The sequence below is a fragment of the Mesorhizobium sp. M1423 genome (genome assembly GCF_040317575.1).
Lineage (GTDB): Bacteria > Pseudomonadota > Alphaproteobacteria > Rhizobiales > Rhizobiaceae > Mesorhizobium.
In genome coordinates, this window is the sequence record NZ_JAMYKU010000002.1 from 193,399 (window position 1) to 213,374 (window position 19,976).

Below are 19,976 nucleotides of genomic sequence, written 5' to 3' on the forward strand. Positions count from 1 at the left end.
TGCCAAGGAATGTGCAACTTTGAAAGCAGGGCGGTTCGCGCGATAACGACAGTCTTGGCGCAAATTTGCTACTGCGCCAGGGATTTCGCGCGAAATCTCCACGGACAATTAAACCGGGACATTTGCTGCTGCGCCGCTCGTTCTTCGGGCAACCAACTGTTCTGCGCGAACAGCCGTTTCAATATTCCCGTTCATAGAAAACACCGCCTTTGGCTTCGCCGGCGTCGGTTGCCTCACCACGCAGCTTGACGCCGCGCCCGACGTCGAGATCGACGGTTGCCTTGCCCGAGCCGGGCCTATCGCCCTTCTGGATCGTCACGTAAGTGCGGTCGTTGAGATACTTGCCCGCCGAGACGGCGGTGCCGCCCTCTTCGTCGGTGATTACGTCGAGATCGTCGACGCCGATCGCGCTGCGCAGGTTCTGCAGCAGGGAGGTCGAGCCGCCGACGCCGGCCAGTTGTCCGGCAGCCTCGGCAAGCTGCGCGATCTGCAGCGGCGACAGGTTCGACATCGAACGGCCGAAGATCAGCTGCGCCAGCACCTCGTCCTCCGGCAGCGCGGGTACCGAGGAGAAGGTGAATTTCGGGTTGGTCGCCTCGCCCGACACCACGATGGTCACGGTGGCGCTGGTTGTCTTGGATTGCGCCGTAAGGTTGAGGTAGGGCACCAGAGAGCCCGAGAAGCCGACCGTGCCTTCGGTGAAGGTCAGCCGCTTGGCAAGGATCGTCAGCCGCCCGCGCCGCAAGGTGAAGGTGCCGACCGCCTGGGGTGACGATGCCGGACCGGTCAGCCGCAGCGAACCGCCGAGCTCGGCGTCGACGCCCCTGCCCTGGATGAAGATCTGGCTCGGCGCATTGATCGTGACGTCGAGGTTGAGGCCACTGCCGCCGCCACCGCTGCTTGCAGCGGCCGGGCGCAACGCCTTGTCCTGCGCACGCACGGCTGCCGGCGCATTCTTGTGCTTGACGTTGAGCTCGGCCAGCGAGCCGGGCAGCTTTTCGGGTACGGTGATGACGGTCTTGGCCAGGTTGACGGTACCGGAAATCACCGGCCCGGAGGTGAGCGGTCCCTTGATGGTCAGGTCGCCGCCGAGGTTAGCAGTGACCACCTTGCCGTCGGTATAACGGCCGTCGACCAGTTTGACCGACAGGTCGGCTGGGAAACCCTTAGCCGGATCGATGCCGACGGTGCCGCTGGCCGAAAGGCTGCCACGCGTCGACAGCGTGCCGGTCAGGCGGTTGATCCTGGCCACGCCACCACCGATAGCGACATCGGCGGTGATGTCGTTGATCGCAAGCCCCGAGCGCGCGTCGACCAGGCGGGCGCCTGACGTACGGACCGTGCCTGAGATCACCGGCGACGTCGCCGGGCCGCGCACCTGCACATCGACGTCGGCCGTGCCGCTCAAGGACAGGCCTTGCGCGGCGAGTGTCCTGGTGAGGAAGGCGAACGGCACCTTGCCGGAAAAGTTGAGATCAAGGGTGGGCGCGCCTGATGTCGTCATCGTGCCGCCGCCCTTGAGGCCAAGGCCGGCGGCATCGCTCATGTTGGCGTCGAAGGTCAGTCTGTTGCCCGAATACGTACCTGAAGACGAAACGCCCATGCCGCCGAAACCTGCACCGCGGGTCTGCGACGTCTGAACGCCTGTGGCGTCGATCTTGAAGGCGACGGCCGGATTGGCCGGCGCGCCCGTGATCTTCACCGTGCCCGAGACGGAGCCGGCGGCATCGAGGCCAGGCGAAAAACTGTTGGCTATCGAGATCGGGACGCGGGCCAGCGTCGCGTTGAGGTCGAGCGCCTGCCCAGCCTTGCCCGTGACCGTCGCCGTTCCGCCGCCGAGGTTGAGCACCAGCCTGTCGAGGCTGGTCACTCCATTGGCGATGTTGATGGTCGAGGCCTGGGCGATAGCCGCCTTGATGCCGCGAATGGTCGCCTCGCCGGAGGCAAGTTCGACCGTCGTCGTGCCCTTGACCGCCCTGACCCGGCCGCCGGCCTTCAGCGGAATATCCTTCACGGTGGCGCCACCGGAGAAACCGGTCCATTCGCCGTCGCGCTTGAGATCGACGTCGACACCACGGATAACCGTGCCGCCGGAAGTGACGCTGTCGGCACGGATTTTTCCGGAGATCACCGGTGCCGCCAGGTAGTTGGCGATCAGCGCATCGATGGTCACGGCCTTGGCCGAGACATCGCCGCGCGAGATCGAGCCCGTCGTCGCCTTGATGGCGACCTGCGGCACGGCGCCAGCCTTGGAGAAGGCGATCGTGCCGCGCACATCGCCATCGGCCTTTTCCAGTGCCAGGGCAGCAAGCGGACCGATATCGGGCAGGTCCAGTGCTACCGTACCGACCGGCACGAAGGCATCGTCGAGCGCCAGGTCGCCGGAAATACGGTTCTTGCCCAGCGACAGCAAAAGCCCGTTGATGGCGCGTTTGCCGTCCGATGTCGCCAGCACGGCACTACCCTGCAGCGACTGGCCCGCGACATTTCCGGTGAGTTGTACATTCGCCGCCGGGTTGGCGGCATCAGCCTTGCCGGTGGCGGTGAGCTTCAGTCCGGTGATCTCACGCGCCGCCACCGAAAGCCTATCGCTGTTGACAGTCAGCGACAGATCCGGCGCGGTGCTGGCGCCTTGCGCATTCAGCGCGAAAGAAATAGCGCCTTTGGCATCCTTGGATAGCAGCGAGACGTCGCCCAGCGCGCCTTTGACGTCGGCGCTCAGCTTGTTATCGGCAAGGCTCGCCTGCCCGTCTGCGGTCAGCGCGCCTGATGACAGCCTGATCGCGTTGGCGGTGACATTGCCGTTGGCGTCCCGCTTCAGCGCGGCACTGAGTTGCGTCCGCTCGGCGAGCATGCCACGCGCCGCTACCGGCAGCGCCGCCGACGCGGCATCCGCCTTGAGATTTAGATCGATGGCGCCGTCGGCCAGCGAGACCCGCCCGTTGAAGCCGCTGTTCAACGCGTCGCTGGTCACGGTGCCGCTATCGATGATGACAGCGTCGGCGGCAAGGCTGCCGGCGACTTTGGCAGTGACCTTGCCGGCGATCAGCGGCGCGACGGTCGGATTGTCGAGGCCGATTTTTTCGGCGGTCACCGAGCCGGAGATCGGCCCGCTCCGGGCTTTCACGTCGAAGCGGTCGGAGTGCAGCGCAAGCGTGATGCCCTCGATCTTAGCTAGATTGGTGGCGGCCGATGGCAGCGTCGCGGAGATGTCGAGCTTCGGCTGGGTGCCCTGCCCGGCCGCCTTTAGCGACAGCGTCTGCAGCTCGAGCTTGATCGGGCTCTCCTTGCTGCCGAGCGAAAGCGGCAGGCTCGGGCCGGTGGATGCGAGGTCGAGCGAGAAATCGCTGGCACCGTTCGGATTGATGGTGCCGGCTGCCTTGCCGGAGATTTTCTCGCCGGCAAGCGTCGCATGCTCGATGGCGACGCCGCTGGCCGACGAGAAACGGCCAGCCGCATCGAGATTGAGCGGCCCGAGCCCGGCCCGCCGGGTCTGGCTGGTTTCGCCGCCGCTGAGCCGGGCGTTGAAGCGAATGTCTGGGGCAGCCGACGATCCCGTGACTTGCGCGGTGCCGCTGAGCGTGCCCGCGGCATCGAGGCCCGGTGAAAAATCATTGGCAAGTGCTGCCGGCACCGCCGACAAGGTGGCAGCGAGATCGAGCGTCTGGCCAGCCGTACCCGACACGGCAACCGAACCACCGCCGACACCGAGCGCCAGTTTCTCTATGCTCACCATGCCATTGGCGATTGTCAGCGCCGATGGCTGCGCGACCGCTGCCTTGATGCCGCGGATGGTCGCCTCGCCGGAGGCAAGCTCGATGCTGGTGATGCCGTTCGCAACCCTGACCCGCCCGGCCGCGCTGGCCGGAATGCCGGCGACCGTGGCGCCGCCGCTAAAGCCGGTCCAGTCGCCATCGCGCTTCAGGTCGACGTCGATGCCGCTGATCACCGTGGTTCCGGAGGTGATCGTGTCGGCCTTGATCTTGCCGGAGATCGCCGGGGCTTTGAGATAATTGGCGACCAGAGCGTTGACGGCGATTGTCTTCGCCGCCAGTTCGCCGCGCGAAATCGCGGCGCTCGTCGCATCGATCGCGACCGTCGGCGCACCATTGTCATTCGCGAAACGGATCGTGCCACGCACGTCGCCGGCTACCGTTTGGCCGGCAAGTCTGGCCAGCGGAGCAATATCCGCGGCATCGAGGTTCAACGTGCCGAGCGGCAGCAGGTTGTCGTCGAGCCCGAGGTCGCCGGAGACCTTGTTGTCGGCCAGTGAGACGGCAAGTCCATTGATGGAGCGCTTGCCGTCGGTGGTGACCAGCGATGCCTTGAGGTCGAGCGGCTGGTCGTCGACCGAGCCGGTCAGCGAGACATCGGCGGCAGGGCTGGCAATGTCGGCCTTGCCGCTCGCGCTCAACTTGATCTGCTTCACCGCATGGCCGGACGCCGTCAGGCTGTCGCTGTTGGCCGAAACCGAGAAATCCGGTGCGCTGCGCGCGCCGCTTGCCGTCAGCGCGAAACCGACGGCGCCGCCGACCTTCGCGCCGACCAGCGGCGACAGTACCGACACGTCGCCGAGCGTGCCCTTGATATCGGCCCGGATATCGGTGCCTTGCGCACTGACGGTGCCGCTGGCACTAAGCGTACCGGAGGTGAGCTGCAATGCGTTGGCGGCGAACGCACCGTCCGGGTCGCGTGTCGCGGTTGCGGAAAACTGCACACGCTCGCCGAGAACCGAGCTGATCTGCGGCGGCAGCGCCGCCGAAGCCGCGTCGGCATTCATCTTGAGCGTCATCGACAGATCGGCCAGCGCCACAGTGGCCGTCACGGACGCATTGAGCGCGTCGCTGCGCAGCGTGCCTTGGTCGACAACGACCTGTTCCTTGCTGACCGAGCCGGCGAGACCGGCGCTGACCCTTCCCGTTATCAGCGGCGCCAATGTCGCAACGTCGGTGTTCAGGCCGGCCGCCGTCAGCTTGATGGTGACGGGCCCGCTACGGTTCTGGATGTCGAAGCCATCAGAATGCACTTGCCCGATCAGGTCGTCCACCCGCGTGCCGCCCGCCACCACGGAGACCAGCGACGCGCCGATATCCACCATCGGCGCCTTGCCATCGCCGAAAGCGCGGGCCGTGGCGTCCTTGATCGCCACGGTTATCGGCTGTGCCTCGCTGCCGAGGCTAAGCACGATCGGCGGTCCTTTCGCGGCGAGTTTCACAAAAAGATCGCTGACGCCGTTCGGATCGACAATGCCGGCGGCGGTCGCGTGCACGGCGCCGCTGTCGATATTGGCGCGCTCGACATCGACGCCGCCGGCCGCGGTCGCTGTGCCGGCAAGGTCGAAGGTGGTCTTGCCGGCAAACAGCGGTTTCAGGGTTTCGGGCAGGAAGCGCTCGAATTCGCCATCGCCGTTGGCCTCGACATAATGGCCCTTATCGGTGAGCTGATGGCGACCGGTGAGTTGGGTGACGATCCGGCCGTCGACAACGAAAGTCCCAATACCATTCCAGTTGGCGAGCGGTCCTGTGCCGGAAACGACAATGTCGACTGGCGGCGCGCCCGGCAGCTTGAGCAGGTTGGCGATGATGCCGCCGGCCGGCTCGGATGCCTTAAGGTCTAAGTCGAGCTTGTTGTCAGCCGGCGCGAAATGGGCTTTGGCGTCGACCGTGCCTTGCTTGCCGTCATGGCGAACGATGTTGAGGCTGCTCTCGATGGCCAATGGCGAGGCGTCCGCCTTGAGCGCTCCCTTGGCTGCAAGTTCGGCGACACCGCTGCCGGCCAGAGCCTGCCCGAGCGCGATTTCGGGAAGGTCGAGCTGCTTGACGTCGATGGAAACCGGCAGCGTGGTCGCTCCGCTTTGGCTCGGCTGTGTGCTGGCCACCGGCAGCCTTGCCAACTCGATACGCTCGGCCCCAATACGATCGGCGCTGAAGCTCTTCGACAGGAGTGCCAGCGGCGACCAGTCGACAGCCACCTTGCGCGCCACCATCCAGGCGCCTTCGCGATCCTCCAGAACGAGATGATCGACCCTCAGCGCGCCCGACCAGATACCGTCGATGCCGACGACAGTGACCTTGCGATCGCCGGTCGAGGCCATGGTCGAGATGATGCCGGCAAGGTTTTCGCGGCCGCGCTCGGTTTTGGTCAGCACGACGAGTGCCCCCACCGCCGCTGCCACCACGATGAGCAGCGTGTAGAAAAGGATACGGAGGATGCGCCTGAATATTGCCATCAGAATGCCTGGCCGATGCCGGCATAAATGCCGAAATGAGGATCGTCGGGGCCGCGGTTGAGCGGCACTGCCGCGTCGATGCGCAGCGGCCCGAACGCCGTCAGATAGCGCAAGCCTACACCCGCGCCGACCTTCATGTCCGAAAAATCGGGGACCTGCCTGGTGGACACCGTGCCGGCATCGACGAACGGCACGACGCCGATCTTGTCGGTGACAGCGATGCGCATCTCGACCGAGGTCTCGAAGAAGGAAAGCCCGCCGATCGGCTCTCCGTTGCTGTCCTTCGGGCCGATGCCCTGATAGGCATAACCGCGCACCGAGCCGCCGCCGCCGGAGTAGAAGCGCCGGTCGGCCGGAACATCCTGAAGACCGGCGCCGATGATCGAGCCGATGGCGACACGTTCGGCAAAAACGAATTTCGAGGCCGAATCGAGCGACTGGTAGGCCGACCCCTCGCCTTTCAGCTTGACGAACGCAGCCCCGCTCAAAATGTCGTAGCTCGGCTCGGCATAGGCCAGCACCCTGAAGCCCCTGGTCGGATTGAGCTTGCTGTCGCGATTATCGTAGACATATTGCAGCGGAATGCTGGCGATCAGATAGGTGTGTTTGCCGAAAGTGTCGTGGATCCTGGAATAGTCGAGCGCGACTTGCGCGGAAACCGTCTGCTTCTTGTCGAGTTCGTAGGACAGGCCGGTGCTGCCCTTGACCGAGAAATGGTCGTAGGCGTCGGGGTGCTCCAGCACGGTGTTGACACTGGCAATGAATTTCGACGCCGGCCCGACCACGCCCGGCTTTTCGAACATGACGCCGGCATTGTAATTGAGCTGGGTCAAGTCGTTGCTGCCGATGCCGCTAATCTTGCCGTCGATGCGCAGCTTTTCGGCGCGGCCAAACAGATTGCGGTGGCCCCAATAGCCTTCGAGGCCCAGCCCTTCGGTGTTTGAGAAACTGCCGCCAATGCCGAAATAGCGCGGCTTGCGTTCGCTTACCTGGACACCGATCGGGATGTTGCCGTCGGCGTCGAGGGCGTCGGCTTCCTTCACCGTCACGCTGTTGAAGACCTCGAGCCCGAGCAGCCGGTCGCGCGCATCGTCGATCTCATCGGGCGAATATTGGCGGCCGCGCTTCAGGCCGGTCATATATTCGGTGAAGTCGCGGTCGACCTTTTCGGTGCCCTCGACAGTGGTGTCGCCATAGCCGGCGACCGGCCCGGCCGCGACGGTGAGCGTCACGTCGAGCGTCGACCCGGCGTGCTCGGCGACGATCTCGCGGCCCGTCACCTTGGCCAGCGGCCTGCCTTCTTGCTTGAGTGCCCGCACGATCGCCGCCTCGGCTTTGAGCACCGCGCCCGAACTGGCGTCACCGCCGGCGATCAGGCCGAAATCGGCACTTGCCAGCCCCGCTGCATCGCCTTTCAGTCTGATGTTGCCAAGCGTGAATTTCGGCCCGGCTGCTATGCTTATCACCACCGGAATCGGCTGCGGGCCGGAAAACTCGGCATCGGGCGGCAGATCGTCGAGCGGCTTGCCCTGAATAGTGATGGTGACGACACCCTCGTAGCGCGCGTCCGCGTAGAGCGCGGCGACAAGTTGCTCACGGTCGCTGCGCGCCTTGGCCAAAAGACCCAGCGAACCTGATACCGGGTGTTCCTCGTCGGCTTTCAGCGCCGAGGCGTTTTCGAGCTTCTCGGCAAGATCCTCGTCGGCGTCGGGCGCTTCTATCGTCACCGCATAGCGCAGTGGGTCGACGATGTCGGCATCTTCGTCCTTTGACGACCCCCACAGCTTGATGCCGAAAATCTCGAAGGCTGCCGCACTTCCGGTTTCGGCAACAAGTGCCGTCGAGCACAACAAAGCGAAAAGCAGGGCGCGCGAAAGCGCGCGCTGTGGCGCGGTTCCTCCCGACATCTGCCTTTCATACGCCGGCATTATGCTCCTAGCCTAGCTCGCAAACCTAAAATTGGAATGAAGTTCTGAAGCACTCGTAAAGGGGCCACAATCCAATTGCTGAAATAGACAGGGCTTGGAACTCACACCTTCTGCGTCGCCGCAAGAAAGCGTGATCCCCTGTCCTATGGAGCTACTACCGGTCACCGACCGGAAAGCAAACCGTTGGCAGGCGGATCCTGCCGCGTCCTGATGTTGACAAGCGCGACTGAAGCTTGAAGATTTCTGGACGTAAGCACTTGTCTGGAGGGGTTTATGGCAATGCGCGCGGCTCGTGGTCTATCGATTCTTTTCCTTCTCTTTTTCGCCTGGAGCGGTGTCGCGCAAGCGGCCGAAGCCCGGCGGGTGGTGACATCGGATAATTCCGACTATTTTGGTTTCGATCTCAGATCCGACCAGAATGTCAGCCTCGATCAGTGCAAGACCACCTGCCTCGGCGACCCGGCCTGCCGTGCCTTCACCTACAACCTCAAGGCCAAATGGTGCTTCCTTAAATCCGATTACAACTCGTTGAAACCCTTCGGCGGCGCCGTCGCCGGCAAGGTCGTCAACATCGATGGCGATCCCGACATCGGCGCGCCACCCGAACTCGCCTTCTTCCCCAACTGGATGGCCGACCAGGCCCAGCAATACCGCAACAAGCTCACCGGCCCGACCTACACCAAGCCGACAGAGGGGCTGACGGCGCTGAGGGCCGCCGCCGAACAGTCGGCGCTGACGGGCGATCATCGCTCGGCCATGCACAAATACGAAGCGGCGGTTTCGGTGCTGCCGGACGATGGCCAGCTCTGGCTCGAGCTGGCGCGCGAAACGCTTGCCGTCCATCCGACCGCCAACAGTTCGGAGCCGTCGACCCTACCGGCGAACGCCACTTCCGCCGCCTTCAACGCCTACAAATTGCTGCGCACCACCAAGACGCGCGCCGACGTGCTGGCGCTGCTCGGCGACGGCCTTGACCGCCGCGACCTCTACAGGCCGGCCCTGCAGGCCTACGAGGCGAGCCTCGCTTTGGTCAATTCGCCGGCGGTCAGGGCCGCTTATCAGGATCTCAAGGCCCGCAAGGGCTTCCGCGTCATCGATCATACCGTCGATGCCGACACCAGCGCGCCGCGTATCTGCGCGCAGTTCTCCGAGGAGTTGGTCAAGACCGGCGTCGATTATTCCCAGTTCGTCACCGTCGACAACGCCGCTCCCAAGGGCGTCGAAGCCAAGGACAAGCAGATCTGCGTCGAAGGGCTCGAGCACGGCCAGCATTATGACGTGACCTTCCGCGCCGGCCTGCCGGCCGCCATTGGCGAGGTCACCGCGGCACCGGTGGTACTGTCGATCTACGTGCAGGACCGCGCGCCTTCGGCCCGCTTCACCGGCGACAGCTTCGTGCTGCCCGCCGGCGCACGCCGCGGCATACCGGTCGTCACCGTCAACATGAATGCCGCCGAAATGAAGCTCTTCCGCATCGGCGACCGCTCGCTGGCCCAGCTTCTGTCGGGGTATCAGTTCCTGCGCCAACTTGACGGCTACGACATTTCGAACATCTCCGAACAGATGGGCGAGCCGGTCTGGCAAGGCCAGCTCGACATCGCCAACGACCTCAACAAGGAAGTCACCACCTCCTTCCCCATCGACGAGGCGTTGCCGAAGCGCAAGCCCGGCGTCTATGTGCTGACCGCACAAGCCGTCAACGATCGCAGCGACGACTATGATTCGCACGCCACGCAATGGTTCGTCGTCTCCGACATCGGCCTGTCGACCTATACCGGACAGGATGGGCTGAACGTCTTTGCCCGTTCGCTTGCAACCGCCGAGCCGATCGCCGGCGCCGAGCTGACGCTGCTGGCCAGGAACAACGAAATCCTCGGCACCGCGACCACCGACGCGGAAGGGCGGGCGGTGTTCAATCCCGGCCTGACGCGCGGCGACAGCGGCATGGCGCCGGCGGTGCTGATGGCCAAGCAGGGCGACGACGACTTCGTCTTCCTCGATATGGGCCGCGCCGGCTTCGACCTGTCCGATCGCGGCGTCGCCGGACGCGCGGCGCCGGGCGCGCTCGACGTCTATGCCTGGACCGAGCGCGGCATCTACCGCGCCGGCGAGGACGTCCATGTCTCGGCTCTTGCCCGCGACAGTGCCGCCAAGGCGGTCGAGAACCTGCCGCTCACCTTCATCTTCTCGCGGCCCGACGGCGTCGAGGACCGCCGCATCGTCAGCGACGGAGCATCGGCCGGCGGCCACGCCGTCGACCTGCCGCTGGAACCCAACGCCATGCGCGGCACCTGGACAGTGGCGATCCACACCGATCCCAAGCAGGCGGCGGTCGCCAGCCAGATGTTCCTGGTCGAGGACTTCGTCCCGGATCGCATCGAGTTCGACCTGTCCGCCGACAAGCAGGAGATCGCCCAGGGCGAGACCGCCAACATCACCGTCGACGGCCGCTTTCTCTATGGCGCGCCGGCCGCGGGCCTCGCGCTCGAAGGCGAATTGACGCTGTCGACCGGCCGCGACTGGGACCGCTTCAAAGGCTATTCCTTCGGTCTGGCCGACGAACAGTCGGCCGAACCAACGGTGACGCCCTTCACCGGCCTGCCGGTGGTCGGCGACGACGGCAAGGCGACCTTCCCGGTTTCCGTCGATCAATTGCCATCCACCACCAAGCTGGTCGATGCCAAGGTCACGGTCCGGTTGCGCGAGACCGGCGGCCGTGCGATCGAGCGCTCGCTGAATATCGGCATCCGCCCGCAGGGCCACATGATCGGCATCCGCCCCGATTTCGACGGCGACGAGGTACCGCAAGGCGGCACGGCCAAGTTCAGCCTGATCGCCGTCGACCCAGACGGCAAGCGTGAAGCGCTGAAGGGCGCGCAGTGGTCACTGGTCAAGGTCGAGCGCAGCTACCAGTGGTACCGCTCGAGCAATTCCTGGAACTATGAGCCGGTCATCTTCACCAAGGCGGTGGCCAACGGCAGGGTCGACCTGAGCGCCGATGGCGAGGCTACCATGTCGCTGCCGGTCGACTGGGGCCGCTACCGGCTCGAGATCGAGACATCGGATCCGGAAGGCCCGGCGACCAGCTACGAGTTCGACGCCGGCTGGTATGTCAGTTCCACCACGACCGAAACGCCCGACGGGCTCGAGATCGCCCTCGACAAGGAAACCTATGCGGCGGGCGAAGTAGCCAAGCTCAAAGTATCGCCGCACTTTGCCGGCGAATTGCTCGTCACCATCGGCGCCGACAAGCTCTTGAGGACGGTCACGGCCAGCGTGCCGGCCGGCGGCAGCACTGTCGACATCACGGTCGGCGACGATTGGGGTGCCGGCGCCTACGTCACGGCAACGCTGTTCAGGCCGGGCGATGCGCAAGAGACGCGCATGCCGGCGCGCGCCATCGGCGTCAAATGGCTGAAGCTCGATCCCGGCTCGCGTAAGCTTGCCGTCAGCTTGGCGCCGCCGGACAAGACCATGCCGCGCCAGCAGCTGTCGATCCCGGTCGCCGTTGCCGGCGTGCAGCCCGGCACCAACGCCTATGTCATGGTCGCGGCCGTTGACGTCGGCATCCTCAACCTGACCAACTACAAGGTACCGGATCCGGAGAACTGGTTCTTCGGCCAGCGCATGCTCGGTCTCGAGGTTCGCGACATCTATGGCCGGCTGATCGACGGCTCGCTGGGCACGACCGGCAAGCTGCGCACTGGCGGCGATGGCGCCAACATGCAGTCGCAAGGCAGTCCGCCGACCGAAAAGCTGGTCGCCTTCTTCTCCGGCCCGGTCCAGCTCGACGCCGACGGCAAGGCGCGGATCGACTTCGACATACCACAGTTCAACGGCACCGTGCGCGTCATGGCCGTCGCCTGGACCAAGGAAGCGGTCGGCCATGCCCAGTCAGACGTCATCGTGCGCGATCCGGTGGTGATCACCGCCGGCCTGCCGCGCTTCCTGGCGCCCGGCGATTCCGCCGTCATGCGGCTCGACGTCGCCGACACCGATGGCCCCGCTGGCGACTACAAGCTGACCATCGACACGACGGGCGACCTGTCTACCGGCAGTGCCGCCTTGCCTGAAAAGCTGACGCTGGCCAAAGGCAAGCGGCAGACACTGACCGTGCCGTTGATTGCGCAGACCGCGGGCAACGCCTCGATCACCATCAAGCTTGCGCATGCCGATGGCACCGCCGTCGAGCAGACGCTCTATGTGCCGGTGCGCCCGGCGCAACTGCCGGTGACCACCCGCATGGTCGTCGACCTCAAGGGCAATGGCGGCGCGCTGCGCGTCGACAAGGAACTGTTGGCGGCAAGCCTGCTCGATGGCGCTTCGGTGAGCGTCGGCGTTTCGCAATCAGCTGCCTTCGATGTGCCGTCGCTGCTGATGACGCTCGACCGCTATCCCTATGGTTGCGCCGAGCAGACCACCAGCCGCGCCATGCCGCTTCTCTACGTCAACGAGATGGCTTCCGGCATCGGCATGGCCAGCGACCCCGATCTGCATGGCCGCGTCCAGGACGCCATCTACAAGGTGCTGAGCTACCAAGCCTCGGCCGGCAGCTTCGGCCTGTGGGGTCCGGGTTCCGGCGATCTGTGGCTCGACGCCTATGTCACCGATTTCCTGACCCGGGCGCGCGAGCAGAAATACGACGTGCCGGCCCTGGCGATGAACCAGGCGCTGAGCAATCTGCAGAACGCGATCGGCTACGACCAGGACGTCCAGGATCGCGGCAGTGAGATCGCTTATGCGCTCTATGTGCTTGCCCGCAACAAGAAGGCCTCGGTCGGCGATCTGCGTTATTACGCCGACACCCAGCTCGAAGCCTTTACCAGCCCGATGGCCGTCGCCCAACTGGCGGCCTCTCTCGCGCTCTACGGTGACACGCAGCGCTCGGAGGCAACCTTCCAGGCCGCGTTGCAACTGGCCAAGTCGACGCCGGAATATGACTATTACCGGTCCGACTATGGCTCGCCGCTGCGTGACGGTGCGGCGATCCTGGCGCTTGCCGCGGAAAGCAAGCCGGTGCCGACCATCGTGCCGGCGCTGATCCAGCTGGTGACCAGGGAACGCGCCGACGCCAGGTGGACCAGCACCCAGGACGAGTCCTGGATGCTGCTGGCGGCCCGCGCGCTGAAGGCCGGCAATGATTCGATCGCGCTGACCGTCAACGGCGCACCGCATGCCGGCGGCTATTCGGACCAGATCGCCGGTGGCGAACTGGCCGACAGTCCGCTGACCATCGTCAACACCGGCAGAAATCCGCTGCAGGCGGTCGTCACCACCGTGGCCTCGCCGATCCAGCCTCTGCCGGCCGGCGGCAACGGCTTTACCATCAGCCGTACCTACTACAAGCTCGACGGCACAGAGGCCAACGTGACGGAGGTCAAGCAGAACGAACGCTATGTCGTCGTGCTCAAGGTTTACGAGCAGAACACCTGGCCTTCGCGGCTGCTGATCACCGACCTGTTGCCGGCCGGCTTCGAGATCGACAATCCGGGCCTGGTCTCCAGCGCCCAATTGACGAACTTCTCCTGGCTGGCGCAGACCGATGCTGCCCATCTCGAATTCCGCAACGACCGTTTCGTCGCGGCCTTCAATCCGAACGACGGCGACGGCGACCGCAACATCACGCTCGCCTACGTCGTGCGCGCGGTGACGCCGGGCATCTACGCCCACCCGGCGGCAACGATCGAGGACATGTACCGGCCGCAATATTCGGCCCGCACCGCCACCGGCATGATGGAGGTCATGGCGCCGTAACGATGGAGAGGGACGCAGACCGGTTGACTGCAGGTAACGACGTGATGCCGCGCCGCCCCTCACCCTTACCCTCTCCCCGTGAAGGACGGGGAGAGGGGGTCGCCAGCGTTGCGGCCATTCACCTTCTCCCCGTCCTCCACGGGAAGAAGGTGCCGGCAGGCGGATGAGGGGCGGCGCCGTGCTCTCCAAAAGATTCCTCCGCCGAGCGGCCATTGCGGGCATTTCCTTCGCCGCAATCACCGCTGTCGCCCTCTGGCAGCTCGACCGCGCTTTTCCGCCGCCGCTGCCGGCTGCGCTGACGGTCTCGACCGAGGTGCAGGACCGTGACGGCCAGCTGTTGCGGGCCTTCGCCACGCCGGATGGCTATTGGCGGCTTGCGACCAACCTGGACCAGGTTGACAACCAGTTCGTCGACATGCTGGTCACCTATGAGGACAAGCGCTTCTGGGATCATCAAGGCGTCGACGTGCTGGCACTGGCGCGTGCCGCCGGCCAGTTCGTGACCAGCGGCCATATCGTCTCCGGTGGTTCGACGCTCTCGATGCAACTCGCCCGGCTGATCGAACCGCGCGACAGCCGCAGCCTCGGCTCGAAGATCAAACAGATGCTGCGCGCCGTCCAGATAGAACGGCGGCTGTCCAAGCGCGAGATCCTCGAACGCTACCTGACGCTGGCGCCCTATGGCGGCAATCTCGAAGGCGTGCGCGCCGCTTCGCTCGCCTATTTCGGCAAGGAGCCGAAGCCGCTGACGGTCTCTGAGGCGGCCCTGCTCGTCGCTTTGCCGCAATTGCCGGAAAAGCGACGCCCTGACCGCAACCTCGAAGTCGCTCATGCCGCCCGCGACCGCGTGCTGACCCGCATGGTGTCGGCAGGCCTGCTCGGCGAACGCGAGGCCGCGCGAGCCGCGCTCGACGATGTGTCGGGGCTGCGGCGGACCTTGCCGGCGCTCGCTGCTCATGCTGCCTATGCAATGCTGCCCAAGGCCATTCCCGGCCAGAAGCTGCAACTGACGATCCGCAAGAGTGTCCAGGAAGGGCTGGAGCAGGTGGCCAAGGATGCCGCCGCCAAGCTCGGCCCTCGCCTCTCGGTGGCCATGGTGCTGGCCGATGCCCGCACCGGCGATATTCTTGGCGAGGTCGGCTCTGCCGATTTCTTCGATGCCAGCCGTTCGGGCTGGATCGACATGACCAAGGTCGTTCGCTCGCCTGGCTCGACGCTGAAGCCGTTCATCTACGGCCTCGCCTTCGAGCAAGGCCTGGTGGCGCAGGAGATGCTGATCGAGGACAGCCCGGCCGATTTCTCCGGTTACCGGCCGAAGAACTTCGACATGGGCTATCAGGGCGATGTCAGCATCAGGCAGGCGCTGCAATTGTCGCTCAACGTGCCGGCGATCCGCGTGCTCGACGCGGTCGGCCCGGCCCGGCTGATGGCGCGCTTTCGCCAGGCAGGCGTGATGCCGATACTGCCCGTCAACGAAGCGCCTGGCCTGGCGATCGGCCTCGGTGGCGTCGGAGTGACGCTGCGCGACCTCGTCCAACTCTATGCCGGCCTTGCCAATGGCGGCAAGGCACACACGCTGCATGACGGCACCGAGCCGGCGAACACCGAACGCTCGACCACCACCATCCTCGATGGTCAGGCGAATTGGCAGATCACCGACATCCTGTCGGGCGTCAAGCCGCCCCAGGGTGCCGCCCAACGCGGCATCGCCTACAAGACCGGCACCTCCTACGGCTATCGCGACGCCTGGTCGGTCGGCTTCGACGGCCGTTATGTGCTCGGCGTCTGGGTCGGCCGCCCCGATGCCGGCGCGGTGCCCGGTCTGTCCGGCTATGTCTCGGCCGCGCCCATTCTGTTCGAAGGCTTTGTCCGTTCCAGCCTAGCCGCCGTGCCGCTGCCAAGCCAACCGTCCGGCGTCCGCCGGCCAAAGCGCGAAGAATTGCCGGTGACGCTGACGCGCTTCGGCGCCGGCGTCGACGGGCTGGTGCAGGCGACGCCGACCGAACCTGCACCAACCATCGTCTTTCCGCCTGACGGCGCCCGTGTCGATCTCGGCACTTCCTCGGCCGACGCCTCGCCGCTGGTGCTCAAGCTGCAAGGCGGCCGCGCACCGTTCCGCTGGCTGGCCAACGGCAAGCCGCTGGTCGGCATCGACCGGCGGCGCACCGCGACCTGGCAGCCGGACGGCGCCGGCTATTCCACCCTGACCGTAATCGATGCGGCGGGGCGCGCGGCCAGTGTGAAGGTTTTTGTCGAGTGAAAGTTTCCCTTGAATAGTTTCCGGCAGGTGATTCAGCGGATTGGGTTTTACGCCTTGCTTTCGGCCGCCGGTATTTCCTCGGCCTCTGCTGACGCCCTCCCCGCCGGCTTTGTTCGGCTGGCCGACATCGATCCCAGTATCCGGCAGGATATCCGCTATGCCGGCCTCGAAAACTTCCTGCATCGCAAGGTAAGCGGTTACGATGCGCCGGTATGCGTCCTCACCAGCCAAGCGGCGCAAGCGCTTTCCGCAGTGCAGAAAGCGATTGCTGCCGGAGGGCTGACGCTGGTCGTGTTCGACTGCTACCGCCCTGCGCGTGCTGTCTCCGACATGGGTGACTGGACAAAAACGAGCGGACCACCGGACCCGCAATGGTACCCAAAGGTCAAGCGCAAGGATCTCATCGCCAAGGGCTATATCGGCGAACTGTCCACCCATTCGCGCGGATCGACGGTCGATGTCGCCATCACGCGAGCGGACCGCAAGAGCGCTCCGAAACCGGCCTGCGGCGCGACCGATGCCGACACGCTGGATTTCGGCACCGGTTTCGACTGTTTCGATCCGACGAGCGAAACGGCTCACCGACCGATCGCCAGTGAAGCGGCGGCAAACCGCAAAAAACTTGTCGAGGCGATGCGCGCCGGCGGCTTCAAGAATTACGCACGCGAATGGTGGCACTTCACGCTGGAAAACGAGCCGTTTCCAAGAGAGCGCTTCAACTTTCCCGTCACCGCCGAATAGTCCGCCAAAACCTCGTTCGGACGCGACGCCGCCATTGCCGAAGAGCTAGCCGTCTCTAGATAATCGCGTCGGGAGCGTAGGTCCCGCGCAAGGGAAAATAGTTCCTCCCATCGCCGAAAGTAGGCGAAAAATTGCTTCAATAGGCCAAAAAAGGCAACATTGAATGCATCTAAATTCTATCAATTCGGTAGATTTGGCGCGAGTTCAACGGAGGCGGAAATGACCAAACCTCATTTCAGGAAACTGCTCGGCGCACTGGTCGCCACATCGGTCCAGTTCGGCACGCTCGGTTTCGCGTTTGCCGACACCACCATTCTCAACGTGTCCTATGACCCGACGCGTGAGCTCTACAAGCAATTCGATGAGGCCTTTGTCGCCCACTGGAAGGCCGAGACAGGCGAGACGGTGACCATCCAGCAGTCGCATGGCGGATCCGGCGCCCAGGCGCGCGCCGTGATCGACGGGCTCGACGCCGACGTGGTGACGCTGGCGCTCGAAGGCGATATCAACGCCATTGTCTCGAAAACGAAGAAGATCAATCCCGACTGGCGGACGAAATTCGAAAACAATTCGGCGCCTTACACCTCGACCATCATCTTCCTCGTCCGCAAGGGAAACCCCAAGGGCATTCATGATTGGGGCGATCTGGTCAAGGATGACGTCCAGGTGATCACGCCCAATCCGAAGACCTCCGGCGGCGCGCGCTGGAACTATCTTGCCGCCTGGGCCTATGCCAGCGCCAAGGATGGCGGCGACGAGGCCAAGACCAAGGGATTCGTTGGCAATCTCTATGCGCATGTCCCGGTTCTCGACACCGGTGCGCGCGGCGCCACCGTGACCTTTGCGCAAAAAGGGCTAGGCGACGTGCTGCTCGCCTGGGAAAACGAGGCCTATCTGGCGCTCGACGAGTTCGGCGCTGACAATTTCGATATCGTCTACCCGCCGACCTCGATCCTGGCCGAGCCGCCGGTCGCAGTGGTCGACGCCAATGTCGACGCCAAAGGCACACGCAAAGTTGCCGAAGCCTATCTGAGCTACCTCTATTCCAAGGAAGGCCAGACGATCATCGCCAAGAACCATTATCGCCCTTCGAAGCCCGACCTGGTGCCGGCGGAGGACCTGGCCAAGCAGCCTGAGATCAAGCTGGTCACCATCGACGACCCACTTTTTGGCGGCTGGAAGAAGGCACAGCCTTATCATTTCGGCGACGGTGGTATATTCGACCAGATCTATAAGCCGGCCCAGTAGCATTTAGATCAGGACGACATGACCACAGCACCCGCCAAGGCGGGGTGGCGGTTCAGGCAGCCGAGCGTCATTCCGGGTTTCGGATTGACGCTCGGCTTCTCGCTTGCCTACCTCACCCTCATCATCCTCATTCCCCTGTCCGGGTTGATCTGGCGCTCGGCGGCGCTCGGCTGGACCGACTTCTGGGCGATCGTCACCGACCGCCGCACCATCAACGCGCTTGAAATCAGCTTCGGCACCGCCTTCATTGCCGCCGCCGTCAACGTCGTCTTCGGCACGATCGTCGCCTGGGTGCTGGTGCGCTACAGCTTTCCCGGCCGCCGCATCGTCGATGCCATGGTCGACCTGCCCTTTGCGCTGCCGACGGCGGTTGCCGGCATCGCGCTGACCACGCTTTACGCACCGAACGGCTGGATCGGCAGCCTGCTGACGCCGCTCGGCATCAAAGTCGCTTATACGCCACTCGGCATTGTCATTGCGCTGATCTTCATCGGGCTGCCCTTCGTCGTGCGCACCGTGCAGCCGATCATGGAGGAGATCGACAAGGAGGTCGAGGAAGTGGCCGCAACGCTCGGCGCCAATCGCTTCCAGATCATCAGCCGCGTCCTGCTTCCCGGACTGGCGCCGGCCATCGTCACCGGTTTCGCGCTGGCCTTCGCGCGCGGCGTCGGCGAGTACGGCTCAGTCATCTTCATCGCCGGCAACCTGCCCTATAAATCCGAGATCGCACCGCTTCTGATTGTCATCAGGCTCGAGGAATATAATTACGCTGCGGCGACCGCGATCGCGGCGATCATGCTGGCGCTGTCCTTCGTGATGCTGCTGGTCATCAACCTGGTGCAGACGTGGAGCCGCAAGCGCTATGGCTGACCCGGAGATCAAATCCTACGCGCCGCACCACGAAAGCCAGTCGCCGGCGGTGACCGAAAGCCGCACGGCGAGAACCGTGCTGATGATCGTGACCTTTGCCTTCCTCGGCATTTTCCTGCTCTTGCCGCTGATCATCGTCTTCAAGGAAGCTTTCGCCAAAGGCATCGAGGCCTACACACAGGCGCTGTCGGAACCGGATACGCGCTCGGCGATCCGCCTGACGCTTCTAGTCGCGGCGATCTCGGTGCCGCTCAACGTCGTCTTCGGCATTTCCGCCGCCTGGGCGATTGCCAAGTTCGAGTTCAAGGGCAAGGCGTTCCTGACCACGCTGATCGACCTGCCGTTTTCGGTCTCCCCGGTCATCTCCGGCCTGGTCTATGTACTCCTCTTCGGCGCGCAAGGCCTGCTCGGTGCCTGGCTCAAGGCGCATGGCATCGTCATCCTGTTTGCCGTGCCGGGCATCGTGCTGGCCACCATCTTCGTCACCTTCCCCTTCGTCGCCCGCGAATTGATCCCGCTGATGCAGGAGCAGGGCAATGGCGACGAGGAGGCGGCCCTGTCGCTCGGCGCCAATGGCTGGCAGGCGTTCTGGTACGTGACGTTGCCTAACGTCAAATGGGGATTGCTCTACGGCGTACTGTTGTGCAATGCCCGCGCCATGGGTGAGTTCGGCGCGGTCTCGGTGGTGTCGGGTCACATACGCGGGCTGACCAACACCATGCCGCTGCATGTCGAAATCCTTTATAACGAGTACAATGCCGCCGCCGCCTTTGCCGTCGCTTCGCTGCTTGCCGGCCTGGCGCTCGTCACACTGGTCTTGAAAACACTTCTCGAGATGCGCTACGGCGCCGAGATCGCCGCGACGCGCGGCCACTGACAAAATGCATGTCGCCCAAAAGTGGGAACCGGTTTTGGGATAACGACATGCATCAACTACAAAAGGGAT

General features: G+C 64.5%; 8 protein-coding genes. 6 read left to right on the forward strand and 2 right to left on the reverse strand.

Going from position 1 to position 19,976, the window contains the following annotated elements; all coding sequences use genetic code 11:
* Positions 1-178 precede the first annotated feature (178 nt).
* Both NKG95_RS03805 and NKG95_RS03810 read right to left on the reverse strand, forming a co-directional pair.
* Positions 179-6,229: a translocation/assembly module TamB domain-containing protein gene (locus tag NKG95_RS03805; protein ID WP_353039994.1), complete on the reverse strand. Its 6,051-nt coding sequence runs from the start codon at positions 6,227-6,229 to the stop codon at positions 179-181.
* Positions 6,229-8,157 carry an autotransporter assembly complex protein TamA gene (locus NKG95_RS03810; RefSeq protein ID WP_352844497.1) on the reverse strand — a complete coding sequence of 643 codons (1,929 nt, stop codon included), beginning with the start codon at positions 8,155-8,157 and terminating at the stop codon, positions 6,229-6,231. Before NKG95_RS03810 ends, NKG95_RS03805 begins: the two co-directional genes overlap by 1 nt.
* Positions 8,158-8,430: 273 nt before the next feature.
* Between NKG95_RS03810 and NKG95_RS03815 the strand changes: the two genes are divergently transcribed.
* From NKG95_RS03815 to cysW, 6 genes are all read left to right on the forward strand, one after another.
* Entirely contained in the window at positions 8,431-13,911 is a 5,481-nt protein-coding gene (locus tag NKG95_RS03815; protein WP_353039995.1) for an alpha-2-macroglobulin family protein, read from the forward strand.
* Positions 13,912-14,074: 163 nt separating this feature from the next.
* Positions 14,075-16,171: a penicillin-binding protein 1C gene (gene pbpC / locus NKG95_RS03820; RefSeq protein WP_353039996.1), complete on the forward strand. Its 2,097-nt coding sequence runs from the start codon at positions 14,075-14,077 to the stop codon at positions 16,169-16,171.
* 54 nt (positions 16,172-16,225) lie between these two features.
* Complete coding sequence (locus NKG95_RS03825; RefSeq protein WP_352788506.1) at positions 16,226-16,912, forward strand: M15 family metallopeptidase; 687 nt, start codon at positions 16,226-16,228, stop codon at positions 16,910-16,912.
* Between the two features lie 219 nt (positions 16,913-17,131).
* Entirely contained in the window at positions 17,132-18,160 is a 1,029-nt protein-coding gene (locus tag NKG95_RS03830) for a sulfate ABC transporter substrate-binding protein (protein ID WP_023720879.1), read from the forward strand.
* A gap of 18 nt (positions 18,161-18,178) precedes the next feature.
* Positions 18,179-19,030, forward strand: coding sequence for a sulfate ABC transporter permease subunit CysT (gene cysT / locus NKG95_RS03835; protein WP_023720880.1), 852 nt, complete (start codon positions 18,179-18,181; stop codon positions 19,028-19,030).
* Complete coding sequence (gene cysW / locus NKG95_RS03840; RefSeq protein ID WP_023720881.1) at positions 19,023-19,907, forward strand: sulfate ABC transporter permease subunit CysW; 885 nt, start codon at positions 19,023-19,025, stop codon at positions 19,905-19,907. The genes cysT and cysW overlap by 8 nt, the downstream gene beginning before the upstream one ends.
* Positions 19,908-19,976: the final 69 nt, after the last annotated feature.

Bases quoted from the DNA above. Each gene is read 5' to 3' on its own strand.
- cysT (WP_023720880.1), top strand. From the start codon at position 18,179: ATGACCACAGCACCCGCCAAGGCGGGGTGGCGGTTCAGGCAGCCGAGC.
- pbpC (WP_353039996.1), top strand. From the start codon at position 14,075: ATGAGGGGCGGCGCCGTGCTCTCCAAAAGATTCCTCCGCCGAGCGGCC.
- NKG95_RS03830 (WP_023720879.1), top strand. From the start codon at position 17,132: ATGACCAAACCTCATTTCAGGAAACTGCTCGGCGCACTGGTCGCCACA.
- cysW (WP_023720881.1), top strand. From the start codon at position 19,023: ATGGCTGACCCGGAGATCAAATCCTACGCGCCGCACCACGAAAGCCAG.
- NKG95_RS03815 (WP_353039995.1), top strand. From the start codon at position 8,431: ATGGCAATGCGCGCGGCTCGTGGTCTATCGATTCTTTTCCTTCTCTTT.
- NKG95_RS03805 (WP_353039994.1), bottom strand. From the start codon at position 6,229: ATGGCAATATTCAGGCGCATCCTCCGTATCCTTTTCTACACGCTGCTC.
- NKG95_RS03810 (WP_352844497.1), bottom strand. From the start codon at position 8,157: ATGCCGGCGTATGAAAGGCAGATGTCGGGAGGAACCGCGCCACAGCGC.